Below are 17,159 nucleotides of genomic sequence, written 5' to 3'. Positions count from 1 at the left end.
TGCGTGATGCCGAGGAAGCGGCAGCACGCCAGTACGCCGAGGCGTCGATTCCCGACACTGCACGTGGGTGGTACGAAGCCCAGGGACGTGAGCGTGCCCATCGACACGCGATCGACCGACACGGCCAACTGTCCTCACGCGCTGCAGTTTTCGCTATACAGCTCGGGATGCCCGTCACAGCACATGAATTGGAGGTCGATACGATCCATTCCACGGTCGAGCGCTTGGTCGAGGTTGCGCGTGGCGTCGGCGGTGGCACCCTGGCGAGGGCAGTAGCCCTTGCTACGCGAGTAGCGGTCAATGTTGACGAAATCCGTGCTTTGGCAGCCCAACACGACGCACCACTCTCGTCCTGGTGGGATGACGTCGATGACGATGGATTCGACGAGGACGGCCCACTGGATGGTGCCAATACGCGGCCCACCCATGATTCGGTGGACCGTCCGAGCAAAGCTGATCCATCGGGTGAGTTCAGTGCTGGGGATACGACGGTTACTGTGGACGAGGATGCCACTGATCCGTATCCGAGCGGGCCCGATCGACTGGAAACTTCTGGCGCGGATTCTGAAGACCATGCAGTTGTGGATACCGGATTGCGCGACCACCCTTTGTGGAGCCATGCTGCGTTGGATGTCCTGTCTTCGAATCTATTGAGAACGAAGGCAATCGTGACAGAAGGGCTGCGTAACGAGGAATTGTCCGACGAAGTTCTCGGTCTTATTGCTGGTTTGCCTCGCTATGTGCGTATCGTGGTCGAAGCGGGGATCGGGCACCCCACCGAGTCGATGGCGGGTACCGCCGCTCGTTTAAATATCAGTAAGAAACAGGTGTTTCGACGACGTTACCTAGGCTTCACTAGGCTCGCCAAGTCGATTCTTGATCGATTCGGTGACGAACTCATTGCAGGTACACCATATATCAGAGTGAAGGCTGCGCTTGCTTCATCCAATGAAGATAAAGATGATGGCATCACGAAGATGGCAGCTCGCATTCTTTCGCCAGCTCAGCGCAAATACTTCGAGCGGGTTGTGGTCGAAGGCGCATCGATCAAAGAGGCGGCCACCGCAGCGGGCCTGAAGTCGAGAGATGTTCGCCACCACGTGCAGTCTGCCCTGAACAAGTTGATTGCGGAGTCGAGCGTGTTCGCCGCGGTTGACGGTTCTGCGGACAGCCCAGTCCAGAAGGCGCGGGTGGAGAACCGAGTCGGGAGTGATGTCTGGGACCATCCTGCGCTGGACGCCTTGTCGCCCCGTCGCGGCAGGGCGAAGGCAATCGTGGCCGCCGGGCTGCAAAACCAGAAGTTGGCCAGGAGAATTCGCCGCCTTGTCGTGGCGCTGCCACCCTATCAGCGTCGAGCTGTAGAGGCATGGGTCGAGAGACCAAATGAGCGGGTAGCGGACACCGCTGCTCGTTTGCATATCAGCGCGAACATGCTCGTCGAAGGCAGGAAACTAGGCTTCGCTAGTATTTCTGCGGCGATTTGCGCGGAATTCAGTGAAGTGTTTCTCGCTGGTCTTCAATATAACAGAGTAAAGGTCGCACTGGATGTGCGACCAGATGCCGTTAACGATCTAGCTGCTAAGGTCTTGTCTCGGCGCGAACGTCAATTCTTCGGCCTGGTGGTGATTTTGGGGGCATCGGTCGACCACGCGGCAGCCGCAGAGCGTATTGGGTCGCAACACGCTCGTGAATATGTGCAGTCTGCGCTGCGCAAGTTGCTCAGAGCCTTGGACCGGACCGTACCCGGGCTTGCGGTCATTGCGGAGAATCAGACGCGCACGGACGGCTCGGGCGCGGCTGTCGGCGCGATGGTTGGGCCTGATTTCCTGCAGTTCGCGCCGTGGTTGAACAACGTGCAGGTGAGTTTTATGTCGGCGAAGCGTGCTCAGGAGGTCGGGCGGGAGGCCGGTCTGGACCCTCGTGCCGAGCACGAGTTGGCGGAGCAGGTGATCGGGTTGATGTCTGGCCTTGTGCGCCGCGGGGCTCTGCGACCGTCTCCGGATGTCGACCTGGAGGAGTGGTTGCATGGCGTGACGGGCCGGATGGCGCATGCGGTGGTGGTGCTTACTCGTGTTCGTGATTCGGTGCAAGGGCTAAGTCGGCTCGAGATGGCTGCATTGATTCAGGGGTACGGATTGTTGTCGCCGCCCGAGCGCCAGTTGATGGATCTGCGGTATTGGCACGGTCGGCCGGTGAAGGCTGTTGCCGACGCGAGGCGTCAAGCCGTCCAGGCTGTGGAGAATGAGGAATCCGACGCGATCAGACGACTGTTGGTGTTGGCCCTGTCTTTCCAACTCTTATCGCCGACCGAGCGCCGATTCTTCGTGCAGGTAGCGGTAAGAGGTGTGTCAGCCGTCGAGGTGGCACGTACTGCGCAGGTGAAGGCAGAAGTCGTTCACCAGCATGTGCGATCCGGTGGGGACATGTTGGCGGCGGCGTTGAGATTGGACGGCTTCGACACCGGTTCCGTCCTTACCAATTGGGTCGGGCCGCGGTCCGACAGTGCGCTGGTGCGTCGTGGTTTGGGGGCCGGGGGTACCTCTGCAATGGAAGGCGCAGCGGATTGGCGCAAGCCGATACGTCTGACCGACGGCGGCCGTATTCGTACGGTGCTCGAGGAGATGATGGCAGAGGTCGCTGATGTTGGACGCGATGACGACGATGAGGTGTTCCGGCAGCAGATCCGCAAGATTGTGGACTATGTGTGTGACGCGAGTCAGGCGCCGGAGTTGGAGGGCTTTGCGACTGTCGGCCCGCTGCATGGTGCGGCCGTTGCTCGTGTGCAGAGCATCGCGCCTCAGCAGTTCGCCGATCGTTTGGCATGGCAGGGAGTTTCGCCCGGTCGTATTGCGGCTGTACTGCAGCGGCTGACGGAGGTTGCCGCAATTGGGCAGCGCACAGGTCGCCTCGTTGCGAAAAAGAGTGATGCGGGAGATACGACAGTATCAACGGACGACGAGGAGGCTGAACCAGATCTGCGACCGACCGTGTCATCGGACGGCGCACAGCTGAGAACTGTTATTGCGGATCGTGTGCGCGCGGTAGGAGAGCAGGCCGGCCTGGATACCGCCGCCCGCGATGAGCTGACAACTCAGGTGGTGGAGCTGATGTCCGCTTTGATACGGCGTGGTGCCCTGAAACCGTCGCCGGGGCAGAACGCCGAGACGTGGGCACGCGGTGTGGCGGAGCAGATGGCCCGCGAGGTCGTTGTGGTAACTCGAATCCGGGATGGTATCGATGGCCTCGAGGATATCGATGTTCCTACACTCATGCGGATGCATGCTGGGTTATCACGACCCGAGCGGCAGTTGATGCACCTTCGTCACTGGTATGGCTGGTCGGCGGCGGTCGTCGCCGAGAGGAATGGTCTGCCCGTCCAGAAGGTGATGGCAACAGAATCGGCTGTGACCAGTAGGTACTCGAAATTGGGCCTTCCTCTACGACTGAAAAGAACCCTGGATACCTTGTCGCCCAGGGAGGGCATGTCGCGGGCAATTGTAGTTGAAGCACTGCGAAACGAGGACCTGCGAGGAGTAATTTCCGATCTTCTCGAGAGCATGCCCTTGCTTCTGCGTGAAGCGGTCGAAGTATGGATTGAGCCGCACGCGGATGCTTTCGCTCGTTTGGAGATCAGCAAGAATGCGCTTCCCAAATATAGGGATCGCGGACTTTCTTGGATTGCCGATGAGATTGTTGAGGAGTACGCCGAGACCTTTATCGCTGGCACTTCGTATGGAATAGTCATGGCTGCTCTGCGGAAACGGTCTGATGCTATTGAGGAAATGTCTCGAGCCCTACCTCCTGCTGAATATAAATACTTCAACTCAGTGGTTCTTGCGGGGGTATCGATCGACCAGGTGGCAACTGCTGATGGTGTCGCGTCGAATTATGTACGGAATCATGTACAAGCTGCCCTGAGCTATTTGGCGGCGGTGCTGAAATTCGAAGGAGCCGTCGCCGAGTCACCCTACGTCGATCGCGACACAACTCCTGCAGGAGATTCGGTAACAGATGGCGGAACGGAGGCCGGCCATGGTGTCCGGCAGCCGATCTCGTCAGCTGGTTCCGTGCGACCGGTGCGTCAGGATCACCCTGCTTTGGATGCTCTTTCGTCGAAGAAAGGTTGGTCGCGGGCGATAGTAGCCGAGAGCTTGCGGAACAAGAATCTGGCCGAGAAAGTCGTCGATCTTGTCGCAAGCTTGCCTCCATACCAGCGTAAAGCGGTTGAGGCGTGGATCGAGAAGCCGACCGAGCCAGTGGGCGACGCGGCGATTCGTTTGAAGATTGGTCTGCAGAACCTGACAAACCACAGGTCAACGGGCTTCGCCAGGGTTGCGAAAGCGATCATGGCGGAGTTCAGAGAGGAACTTATAGCCGGCACTCCATATCAAAGAGTGAGGGCTACCCTCGACCGCCGACGTGACGATGTCATGGCGTTGGCTGACGAAGTCTTGACGCCCGGGCAGCGGCGAGACTTTAGGTTGGTAGTGGCCGAGGAGCAATCGGTCGATGAGGTGGCGGCCGCTTTGGGTAAGACGCCAGATGTTGTTCGGCGTAATGTCCAGCTTGCCCTGGAGCGGCTTCTGGCCGCATTGACGGCGGTGGCAGTCAATGCCGATGAGGGCTCGCCCTCGGCAAATAGTACGGCGACGGAATCGAACGCGAAGTCGGAACCCGCTGCTGTCGGATCTGTTGTCGTCAATCGAGCAGGAACCCCGACAGACAGTCAAGTCGAGCACCTGGTTGAGGCCGAGCAGAATCTTGCTGCGGCCAGAGGGAAGGCCCAAGGGTGGGCGAATGTAGCTGGAGCGGTGTACCTGAAGCTCGAGATGTTGTTGCCGCTTTCAGATTCGGGCCGACTGATGAAGGCTGACACGGCAGCAGCAGTTGATGCCGTTGTAGCCGAGTTGGCACAACACTTGGACGACCGTGGTCGTCTGGATGACGAGACGTCTGTGCTGTTGGGCTCTGCGGCAAAGGCTTTCACGCAGCGCTCAAGAGCCCGCGCTGCCGTGGATGCCGCGGAGGATTTGGTTGTTCGACAACGGTCCGAGGCCTCGATTCCAGATGCTGACCGCGGGCGATATGAGGCTTTAGGACTGGAGCGCGCCTACAAACGTGCGAGAGATGAATCCGATACTTTGGCCTCGCGCGTCGCGGTGTTGGCTGAGCGGCTGGGGGTGCCCGCCGCGAAACATGGGCTGCAGATCGACACGATCCAGTCCACGGTCAATCATCTTGTTGAGGTTGCACGTGGTGGCACCGACGGCATCCTTGGTCAAGCAGTTGCTCTCGCCGCACGAGTGGTGGTCAATGTCCATGAAATACGTGCTCTAACACCGCATCACAACGCACCGTTCTCCCCGTCCTCACAGGGCACCGTTGATGGCGATGACGGATCGGGTACTGGAGGAGACACGATAGCCTCAGCGAACGCTGATGAAGTCGAGCCGGTGGTGGATTCCGCCGCTCGGCTGGGGGTCTCAAATCGTGCGCTAGAGGTTGGGCGCGAAGGGGCGCCGGACGGGCGGGAAGCCCCTGGACCAGTCGGGGGGCCTGACGCTAGTGCGCTCGGCGCTGTTGTTGCCGACTACTCATTGCGGGATCACCCTGCGCTGGACGTCCTATCACCGAAACATGGTAGGGCGAAGGCCATTGTGTTCGAAGGACTGCGAAATGAGGAGCTGTCCGGGAGAATACTTGACCTCATCCATGGCCTGCCCTCGGGTCAGCGGAAGGTTGTCGAGGCGTGTATCGAGAAGCCTGCCGAGTCGCTGGAGGACGCGGCCACTCGTCTGAAGGTTAGTCGTGATGCAGTGGGAAGATACAGACTCCGCGGTTTCGCCAGAATTTCCGAGGCGATTCTTGGTGAATTTGGTGAGGCGTTCCTTGCTGGTACTCCGTATGGCATCGTAAAAGACGCCCTGATCGACAGGCCTGATGATCTCAAAAGGGTGGCTGCCACCATCTTGTCACCAGGCGAGCATCGATACTTTTTATCGGTAGTGCTCAATGGTGAATCAGTCAAGGGTGCGGCTACTGCTGCTGCTGTTAGGCCGGAAACGGTTCGGGGACACGTGCAGTCTGCATTGGAAAAGTTGGTGGATGTCCAGGCCGGACCTCATATCGGTTCTGCGCTGTGGGTCCACCCTGCGCTGGATATCCTTTCTCCGAGTCGAGGCCGGGCCAAGGCAATTCTAGCCGAGGCGCTACGGAGTCAGCATCTTTCAGGGATAGTTCTCGACCTGGTGTCGAGATTGCCTTCATATCTACGCAAAGTCGTCGAGGCCTGGATCGAGGAGCCGACTGAGTCGTTGGCCGATGCCGCCGCTCGACTGGAGATGAATAAGAATGTCCTGGCTAAACATAGGAAAATCAGCTTCGATAGAATTGCTGGAATCTTTCTTGCCGAGTCCGGTGAATCTTTTATTGCTGATACTCCCTACAGTAAGGTAAAATATGCCCTTTCTGGTGGATCCGACTATGTCTTAAGTCTTGCTGCTCGGATCTTGTCGCCGGGTGAGCGGCGGTATTTCGTCCGGGTGGTGGTCAAGGGCGGCTCGATCAGCGCCGTTGCGGCTACTGCCGACGTAGGGCAGGAATTCGTACGGGGCCATGTCCAGTCTGCACTGAGAAAATTGGCTTCGGAGTTGAACGGGCTGGCTCAGGGTAACGCTTGGTGGGGTAATCCCGCATTGGACGTGCTTTCGGCGAGTCGTGGCAGGGCGAAAGCGATTGTGGCGGAGGGGCTGCAGAACCCGGAGTTGTCCGGAAGGATCCTCGATATTGTCGCGGGATTACCCGCAGATCAGCGGGAAGCTGTCGAGATATGGATTGCAGATCAGTCCGGTTCGGTGGCTTCCGCTGCCGCTCGTATGGGTATCAGGGCCAATAAACTGGCGCAACATAGATTTGTTGCTTTCGCCAAAATTTCGGAAACTATCCGTACCGAATTCGGGGACATATTCATTGCTGGCACTCCATATGCCAGGTTGAAAGCTGCAATGGCTTTCCAATCCGAGGTTGTGACAGAGCTGTCTGCCAGAATCTTGTCACCTCGACAACGTCGGCTCTTTGGCTTGGTCATGAATATGGGCGCCTCGGTCGATGCGGCGGCGACTGTGGTGGGAGAAGAGCCGGAAACTGTTCGGCGCACAGTCAAGTTTGCGCTGCGCAAGCTGCTGAGGGCTTTGGATGCAGGCGAAACGGGGTCTGTCCTCGGCGACCCGGATGGCACACATGCAGTCAATACAACGACTGAGGCGGGGGTGATGGCTGGTTCCGACGTCCTGCCACCGGTCCCATCGCTGTACAGCACGCAGTTGCGATCGGTGATTGCGGATCGCGTGGGCGCGGTCGGGGATCAGGCCGGCATGGACACTGTCGCGCAGCATGCGCTGGTGGATGACGTGTTGGGCGTGGTGTTCGCTTTGGTGGGGCGCGGTGCCCTGAGCCCCCCGCAGGGTGAGGACATCGAAGAATGGGCGCGCGGTGTGGCTGGACAGATGGCGCGTGAGGTTGTGGTGGTCACCCGGATCCGGGATTGTGTGGACGGGCTCGCACAAACTGGGGTTCCCGCGCTCTTACGGGTCTATGCGTCGCTGTCGAGGAGTGAACGGCAGTTGATGGATCTTCGCTATTGGCATGGCTGGCCGACGGCTCTCATTGCTGAGAGAAGACGGATGCGAGTCGTCGATATCGAGGCGACGGAATCGAAGGTGCTCAAACAGTACTCGAGATTGGCTGATGCCAGTACTGCGGCGTTGAAGTCGGAAGGGGTCGCGACCAGGCTCACTACCCCCGAAATTTCAGATAATCCGAAGAAAACTACGGGCTCCGCGCGGGGGAGTCATGTCGAGACGGACACTAATACAAACTGGCATAGCAGAGTGGAGGAGCACACGGAACTCGATCGTATCCGTGCCGCGATAACAGGTCTGCTTCAGGAGGCTCTTGGTGCCGAGGGCCTCGACGAGGCCCACCCGATTCAGCGGCAAGTTCGCGGTATCGTCGACTACCTAGGTGGCGCCGGAGAGATGCCGGATCTAGTTGGGGCTACATCAACTGGCTCTATGAACCAAGATCTGTTCATCCGTTTACAGGGCATTGCACCGGACCGTTTAAGCGACCAGTTGGCTTGGCAGCAGGTTTCCGCGGGCGGTATTTCCGCCGTGATGCAACGGCTGTCGGAGTTCGTGGCAGCGACGGTCACCGGTGGATTCGAGCCAGCGAAATCCAGCGAAGCGGACGATTCGTCGGCAGAGCGTGCTGGTGGGGACACGACAGTGACGGCGGATGAGGATGCTGTCGTCAGTACTGGTTTGGGCGGGCATCCTGCGCTGGAGCAGTTGGTGTCCGAGGTGAGAAGGACAGCAGCTGGGCCCGAGTTATGGCTCCATCCCGCCATCGATGTTTTGTCGTCACGTGATGAAAAGTCGATGGCCATCGTGGGTCAAGCGTTGCTGACCAACGACCTGGCTGGGCAAACTCTAGAGATCATCGAGGGCTTGCATCCAGGTCTACGCGCCGCTGTCTGGGCGTGGATCGACGAGCCGAACGAACAGCCGGCTGAAACCGCCGCCCGGATGAAGATCACGTCAGATGCTCTTGCCAAACGCAGGTCACGCGGCCTCGCCGCAACTGCCGAAGCAATCATGGCGCACCACGGTAGAAAGTTCGTTTCAAGGACTCCTTACGGCAGGGTGAGCGCTTCCCTGCGCATCCGGCACGGTCACGTCGTGAGGATGGCTGCCGAGATCCTTGAGCCCGACGAGCACAAGTTCTTCGAGTTGACGGTGGTCAATGGAAACTCGGTCGACCAGGCCGCGCGTGCTGCGGGCGCGTCGCCAGACCTCGTTCGAGTTCATGTGCAATCGGCGCTGAACACATTGGTGAGCGCCTTGTACCCAAACGTCGGCACCGAAGGCCGAGGGGCCGACGCGGCGTTGTGGAATCACCCTGCCCTCGTCATCCTATCGCCAAGCCGCGGTCGGTCGAAGGCTATAGTGGCCGAGTTCCGGCGGCACGAGCACCTGTCCGCAAAATTCGACCAACTTCTCTCGATGTTGCCCGCCGATCAGCGTACTGCTGTCGATGCGTGGGTTGCCAGCCCGGCCGAGCGCCTCGAAGACACCGCCGCTCGTCTGGGCATTAGCTGGATTTCGCTGGCCAGCGGCCGATACCACGGCTTCGCAGCACTCGCTAAGGCGATCCTGGCGACGTACGGAACGGAGCTGCTCGCTGCCACTGACTATGGCAAGGTAACCACTGCCCTGAGTAGCGATTCGAGTGCCATCGCGAAGCTACCGCGCGTGTTGTCGCCTACGGAGCTTCGATACTTCAGATCGGTGGTGGTCGACGGTGCATCGGTCGACCGGTCTGCGGCAGATATCGGCAAATCTCCGAGTCTTGTTCGGCGTCGTGTGCAATCAGCGCTGGCAACGGTGGTGACCAGGTTCAACGAGTTCGGTCTCGAGTCTGCTGACCCCGTGGAAATTGTGAGTGCTCACGCATTGGCAATGGTGGATCGTGTGCGTGTGGTCGCGAGTCAGGCTGGCTTGCAGGCTCCAGCCAGGGACGCGCTGGCGGACGACGTGGTGCGGCTTGTGCTCGATCTGCTACATCGCGATGCTCTCCGACCGCCACCGGGTGCTGACAAGAAGAGATGGTTCGTCGGGGTGGCTGAGCAGATGACGCGCCAGATGGTCGTAGTGACTCGAGTCAGGGACCGCATCGATGCACCGAGGCGTAGCGATATTCGTGTGATGCTGGGCGTTTATGGTTCGCTGTCGAAAGATGAGCAGCGGCTCCTGAATCTTTTATATTGGCACCGCTTGTCAGTAGAGGTCGTAGCCGAGAAGCAAAACCGATCAGTCCGCGGCGTCCAAGACGCGGAAACGGTTGCGATCGAGCGGTTTTCGGCACGGATTGGGGGAGCTGGAACTGGCGAGTCGACACCACCACCGCACGACAACGCTGCCGCTGAACTGGCAGCAAGCGTCACCTTTGCCCAACGGTTGGCCAGGTCCTTGGACGTACTTTCGCCTCCCGATACCAGAGCACAGGCAATAGTGGCCGAGGCCCGATTGAACGAGACCCTGTCCGACGTGCTGGGTGACCTCGTGCACGTCTTGCCCGCTCATCAGCGCGATCTTGTCCAGGCGTGGATCGATGGTGTGCCTTCGTCGCGACAGAATTCGGATGCGCCGCACACCGGCCTCGGCGTATTGGCCCGTCTGATACTCGCCGACCACAGTGAGGAGTTTCTGTCTGGCACTGCGTACGAGATCGTGACGACCGCCCTACACGAACCCGGCGTGGATATCGCAACGATGTATGAATCGTTGTCACCTGATGAACTGAAATTCTTCGAATCGGTAGTGGTGAAGAGAGCCTGGGTCGACCAGGCAGCGGCTGCCGCGTGTGAAGCACCCGAGATCGTCCGACATCATGTGCAATCGGCGTTGAATAGGTTGGCGGTGGCGGCGGCGGCGAATTCGCAGCGAGCAGGCGCCGATTCCGCCCACAGCGGACGAGCAGAGGCCGGTGTGGGCGGTCCGGCACCAGTGGCGGCGCTGAGTGATCAAGGCGCCTCCGAACGGATCGACGCCGCTCGTAGAAAGGTCGACAGCGATAGGCCACTCGATACATCGTGGCGGAATCACCCAGTGCTGGATATCCTTTCGGCGCCTAGCGACAGGTCGAGGGCGATCGTGGCCGAGGTTCTTCGACAGGTCGCCGTGCGAGGTGACGGCGATATGCGGGCCCGGAACGCCGAGGAGCTGTTGTACGGGGGTATCGGCGAACTTATCGGATCCCTGCCCACGACTGTGCGTGCTGCCGTCGAGCTGTGGACTGGTGAGCCTGCCACGTCATCCGTGGCCGCGGATGGTCGGGTACGGGTGGGCCGGAGTGCGGCGACTCGGCGCCGCGACGAAAGCCTCACCGTAATTGCTCAGGCAATCATGGTTGTATTCGGCGAGGCGTTCGTCTCGCACACGTTGTACGGCCGGGTGACCGCCGCGTTGGACCTGCGACGAGGTGATGTCGCCAGGATGGATGCCGTGCGAACAGCAGCCGATATCTTGTCGTCTGTTCTACTGTCGCGTGTCGAGCATCAATTATTCATGTCGGTGGTTGTGAAGGGGATACCGGTCGACTTGGCGGCGTCCACCGTGGGCAGAGAGCCGAATTATGTTCGGCGTCATGTGAAATCAGCACTGGAAAAGTTGGCGGCGGTGTTGCCATCGGAGGTCGACCAGGGTTGGCCCGATGATGAAGGGGTGGGCGAGAAGGATAGGTTGGTGAGGTTCCGGAGCGACACGGTGGCGTCGCTCGTAGAGCAGTTAGATGTGTCGCAGACGGGGATGCGTACCCAAGCGTTGGCGACGATTACCCGCTCCGAACTCGAAAGAGGTATCACGCGTTTGACACGCGACCAGCGAGCTGTGCTGTACCAGCGTTTTTGGCTGCAGCTTTCGGAGCCGGAGGTCGCGTCGGCGCTGGACCGCCCAGTTGAATTCGTTCGTAACCATCAAGCGAGTGCGGTGGCGGAATTGGCCGTTTTCGTTGCCCGGGACCGTAAGCCAAATATGTCGTTGAGCGAGGAGTACGTACGAGCGGAGTTCGCGAGGGAAAGGGGTGGCAGTGAGGGGCCGGTAAGAGCGGCGATTCGTGGGTTGTCGCCTCGTCGGAGGGAATTTGCCGAGCTCTTTATTGTAGAGGATCTGACGTTAGAGGTCGTCGGGCATAGAATCGGCGTCCAAGGGGATTCGCTGACTTTGCTTCGCTCTCGTGTAATACGCCAATTGCGGGATGCGCTGACAGGCGCTCGTCCATCATCGCGCAAAATTTCGACGGAGCCTGCGGAGCTCGAGATCCTCGAGGCGGTGAAACTGCGGCGGGGAGCTGTGGAGCAAGCCATCGGCGAGCTGCACAATGAATATCAACAACACTATGCACGAGCGCATTTCCTCGCGGGACAGTCGCGGGAAGAATTTGGCGCGCAGACCAATCGCGGTAACCGCTCGATGGGTCAGCTCCATTCACGTACCTCTCGCAGTCTCGCTGCATTATTGTCCGGGACGGTACCGGTCTCTGTAGCAGCGAAACGGCAGGGTGGCACCAACTTGCAGCTCGTTCGGGACGCGGCATCTTCCAATGATCGCGACACATTCAACCGTGCCCTCGCCAGACTTGACGAGACCCATCAGACAGTGATCCGCTCGCGAATTCTGCAGGACATCAGGATTACCGAGGTCGCTAAGGAACTGAATCGCTCCAAAACGGCTGCCGCTACCTTGTTTCGTCGTGCCGTTCAACAGCTGGCGGCTGTACTCACCGAGCGACCCGTGTGGACTGCTGCACAAGCAGCTTCGATCGTTCGGACGGTCAGATCACATGACCCGCAAGCACTGCTCGCGGCGATCGAGAAGCTCGGCCCAAACGAGAAGGCATATGCCGAGCGGCGACTGATACGGGGCGAGACCATGCGCGAGGCCGCCGCGGCGCTGGGCCGCAGCAAATACGCCGGCAAGACATTGCAGCAACGGGCTTATAACCGTCTGGCGGAAATCCTTTCCAGCTCTTCGCGCGGCACGCAGAATCCGAATTCAGTGGACGAGGACGGCGCTACGCAAGCGGCTGTATCACACAGCGCCGCGGCGCCAGGTCGGCTCAACAGCTGTATGGACAGCGCTGTGGGCGAGTTGATCGCTCAGCAAGGGGACGTGGCAGACGTGGTCGAGATGAGTCCGCGTCGACAACGAGGTTTGTTCTGGTACGAGGCCAGACGGTATTTGCGACATGCACAACCGGAGTTATTCGCTGCGACCGCCGACAAAGCGGGCCCGGCGCGATTGATCGAGGCGATGATCCGGCTCGCTGTGGCGGACCCAGCAGCGACCACCACTGCTTTGGTGGTGCACCAGCGGATAAGACCAGATCAGCGTCGTGTTGGAGGCCATGCCGTCACGGCCACGTACCTTGGCATGAACACCGCTGGCGAGCATCGCTTCAGGATTAAAGATCGCGAGCTGACATTCGTCGGCCTCGACGCGTGTGGGCAAGAGTGGTTCCGCCCTGATCCCGGCGCACAAACCGGTTCCCATCCCTACATGTCCTTTGCGGCATTGTGCGGCAGCACCAACCTCGAGACCAAAGCACTGTCGGCCGTTGTATATCAACGAGCCCCCGGAGCGTCGGCTGGGCGGATCGTGAGTGGTCTGGGTGAGGCGGCATCCTTGCCGCGCCGGTTACGGATTGGCAGTTCTCCGGGCGATCACGATGCCGAACACGCGGGCTCCCTTGCCGAGGCGGGTTCCGCTGACACTGCCACGGGTGGTCCCGATGCGGGACCTGCTTATCCGGCAAATCCGGATTCAGCAGTGTCCGTTAATGTCTCGGCGCAAATCCTGGGTGCCAGCTCACCGAGCGATGGGGACGACTGGGCCGATTGCCGCACTACACAGGATGTCTCGGACGAGCTGGTATCGCGCGGTCTTCATGCCTCAGATCTCACCGGCATGGATATCGAGTTCGCTCGCCAATGTGGGCGCGCGGTCGAATACTTCGCGCGCGCCTGCGATCGGTTCGACATCCGCGGCGGCGACATCGTCGTCGGATCGCTGAATGAGCTCGAGCAGTCGGGTGTCGTCCGGCTCGGTTGGATGTCCCGGCGGCCGAAGCCTCATGCAACAAGCGCCGCGTGGACGATCACTTTGAACGAGCGACTGGTCGCCGACGCGGAGCTGCTGTCCCAGCAATGGTTGGCCCAGGAGGCCCTCGAATCTCGGGCCGGTGATGCCGACAAGCCTGTATTCTGGGAGGTCGTCAAGCAGCTCGCCCTCGTCGTGAATATGACTGACCGCAACGGCGTCGAGCGGCTGATGCTTCCGGAGCTACGACAGCTCTATCGACGCGAGACGGGCGCGACCACCGACAAATTGTTCCACTCATGGCTGCAAGATCAGTTCAGCGAGCGCAGCAGGCTGCGTCGATCTGTCAACCTCTCGGAGGCGATCGGTGAGGCATACGTAGCGGTTGAAAGAGGTGTCGCCGATGTGACTCCTGCCGAAGAGTTGGTCCATCGGCTCTTCGTCGTGGGTGTAACGCGGGAGGCGGTAGAGGCCAGGCAGTTGCGCTCCGATCATGGCGAAGCGTTGGTGCACTGGGTCCGTACCCGAGTGACGGATCCGTATCTGGTTCACGAGATTGTCGACTTGGCATGTGACGCGGTTGCCCAGAGCGACATTGTGTCCGGGGAGAATGTAGGCCAGCGACTGATAGCTGCAGCATCCGCGATAGTCCCTCGGCATCTCCAGTATCATGAATTTCGGTTAGCGCTGCTATCAATATTGGATACAAGTTCTTGGAGTTTCGCGGATTCCTGGAAAATGGTGCGTATTGCCGAATCGGATATGCGTCGCGGTCTTGCTCTGCTTCCCGACGAGAGCCGGCAGCTGATTATGTCTCATATATGGCCCGGGGAAGGTAGGGTTAAAATTTCAAACCCGATATCACTGGGTCGACATGACATCTTGCTAGCAGTGCAACAGCTGTATCTGCGCGTTATCGATGACTTTTCGGTGAGGGAACCTTTCAGTAACGATGATAAATTGGAAGCACCTCCTATTAAATCGCGGGTCGGAGATTTAATTCGCGCTGCTCTTCGTGGTGTAGATGGAAAATCTGCAGAATCGGCCTTGGCGAGCTTGGACGAGCGTCGGCGCATCGCACTTCAATTGCAGTATTACAATAACGTGGGCCTGACGCAGATCATGAGGGCTTTCGATGATGGTCGGGCGCGCAAAACGATCGAATCGCTTTTGGTTACAGCGCGGCCGCAGCTGCTCGAGGCGTTAGCCGCGCACAAAACCCTGGACGGTTCAGCAATTACAACCGCCATCGGCGGTTTGACGAGGCGGGAGGGTGGCAAAGGGGCAACACGATACTCCGCACCCAATGGGTTAGATCTCGTCAATCACTGTGTGCCCCTGTCGTTCGGTGACCTCAGGGTTGCGCAGGGCAACGTCGTCGATTGGGTTGCAGTGGCGCCAGGGCGCCTAGCCGGCTGGACATACGCCGAGGTAAAACACTGTTTTCGTCCGGGCGCCGAGCCTGAATGGTTCCATGGTGATGATCAACGATCGAAAGGCGGTGATAGGTGGAGTGACGCAGCGGCGCTTGTCCGCTGCATGCTCGAGCTGGTGGCATCTAACCCCGTACGTACCGTTGTTACGGCGTTCGTGTGGCAGAAAACCGGCGAGAACGACCGATGGGGAGTCAGTGACCATACCTTCACGGTTACGTGTGTGCAGCAGACTCGTTCGCAGCCGGTGGCCTTCACTGTGCGAGGGCAAGCTGTCGAATTTGTCGGGTTCGACAAGGCCGGCAACGAGCGGTTCCGCAAAACTGTGAACAGTCGTTCCACTCGCCGGATGTCGTTGTTGCGCGTGGGTGGGGGTGCCTCGAATGTGGCGGAGGCGACCTACGCTTCGGTCTATGTGCGTGAGCCGGATGCAGCGCGCGGACACGTGGTACGTGGTTTGGGTGACCCGACGCCACCTCCAGACAATTCACGGGCGGGAGCGCTGGCCGGTCGTCCCCCATTGGTGCCTGAGGGGCAGGGTAATGCTCCGGGCGATGACACACCAGTCCAGGCCACAGGCGACGAGCAGCTGCTGGCCAGCCTCGGTGTTGAGCCGGCCGAGACCGACCAAGTGAAGCGTGACCTGGGTATTCTCTGGGATTTCGTCCGACATGATTCGATCCTCGAGTTCGATCCGCAGCAGGCGTACGACGCAGTAGTTGTTCACACCAGTATCTTCACGGGTGTGGGGGAGTTCGCCGGAAAATTTGTCCGGCAACACAATATCGATGCTCCGGTCGTTTTCTCTGGCTGGAACGGTGAAGCTGCTGCCTTCGCGCGATTAGCAGCCGATGCCGGGATGGCCTCCGATCAGGTGGTGTTGGAGCAGTATGCAAGCAATACGGATGAAAACATCATCTTTTCGATGGGAGTCTTGGCGGCGACCCAATTGCCAACTGAAAATCTCCTTGTCATCAGTCATCCCGCGCATATCGGTCGGACGCTGGCAACATGGCGGAAGCTGTATCCGCAGGTGAACGTCACCGGCGTGGCACCCCAAGTAGAGGTTGTCGACTTCGTGCGCGGAAGCGGACTCGAGCCAGCTGGGTTGATTGATTCGCGGAGGAATTTCCGCATGATCGTCGTTGAAGTAGATCGATTGCAGCGATACCCCGCGGCGGGCCGCACCATTGACGTTTTCATTCCCCCTGATGTGTGGGCAGCCAAGCGTCGACTGGACAGTGTTGTGTCGAGAGGGTCGATCGATCATCGGCATCGAGTCGAGATCGATGGCAGTTCAACTACCGGAGGGGATGATCCCGACTGGGCTGTCGATGAGGTATTCGACCTGTCCGACCAAGAATTCAGTCTCGAACCCCATCTGGTGCCGGAGATACGTCCTGATGACTGGCGCCGTATTCTCGACTCACTTGCTGGCGAAGCGGATAACATGGTTCGGACGATGTACGCGACTTCGGACGAAGCCGGAGAAAGGCAGAAACTTGTCGGCAGGTTGCATCGGTTGGTCGATCGCTACCTGCAACTGCGGGGCTCCACGCTCCCCTCGGCCGCAGCGTCCGATATCGCTTGGACCGCGCGCCACGATCGGTTGGTGAGTAATCGTTCCGGCAGCATCGAGGCGTACGAGAACGTGGTCCGCTATACGAACCGATATGGCGGAATCCCTGGTCGCCAAGGGATTTCGGCGTACCTGGAAGACGGCCTCGTGCGATTCGACAAGCTGGCCGGGGGCCCAGGTACTCGATCCGACGTCGCAATGTTCGCCGATGCCATGGCAGCAATCGGATCAGGCGCGGACCGCGTCGAGATTCAACTTTCGCAAGGCCGGTTTGCTTCGGATCTGATCGAGTTGAATAGGGCAATAGCAGAGGGCGTCTCGCTGGAGGAAGCAGTCCTGAGAATCCCATCGGGTGCCACAGCTGCCACGTACGGATTCACCCACGCGACAATCGAACGTGCCTACGAAACGAGTCCAGGCGACTATGCGCTGGTGGTGGCGCTGCTGTCGAAACGGCCCGATTCAGCTCAGCTGCATGACACCTTGGGCTAG

General features: G+C 59.6%; 1 protein-coding gene (running past one end of the window). It reads left to right on the top strand.

The annotated features are described in order from the left end of the window. Nucleotides 1-17,159, top strand: the final stretch of a protein-coding gene (locus VMT40_RS31920; protein WP_326362951.1) for a WXG100-like domain-containing protein. The gene continues 27,331 nt to the left of window position 1, outside the view; 17,159 of the gene's 44,490 nt are visible here — the last part of the coding sequence; the start codon falls outside the window, past its left edge; its stop codon occupies nt 17,157-17,159.

The organism is Nocardia sp. CDC160, from assembly GCF_035818795.1.
Classification (GTDB): Bacteria; Actinomycetota; Actinomycetes; order Mycobacteriales; family Mycobacteriaceae; genus Nocardia.
Note: the sequence above shows the minus strand (reverse complement) of the source record. Positions and strands in the feature narration are given on the sequence as shown.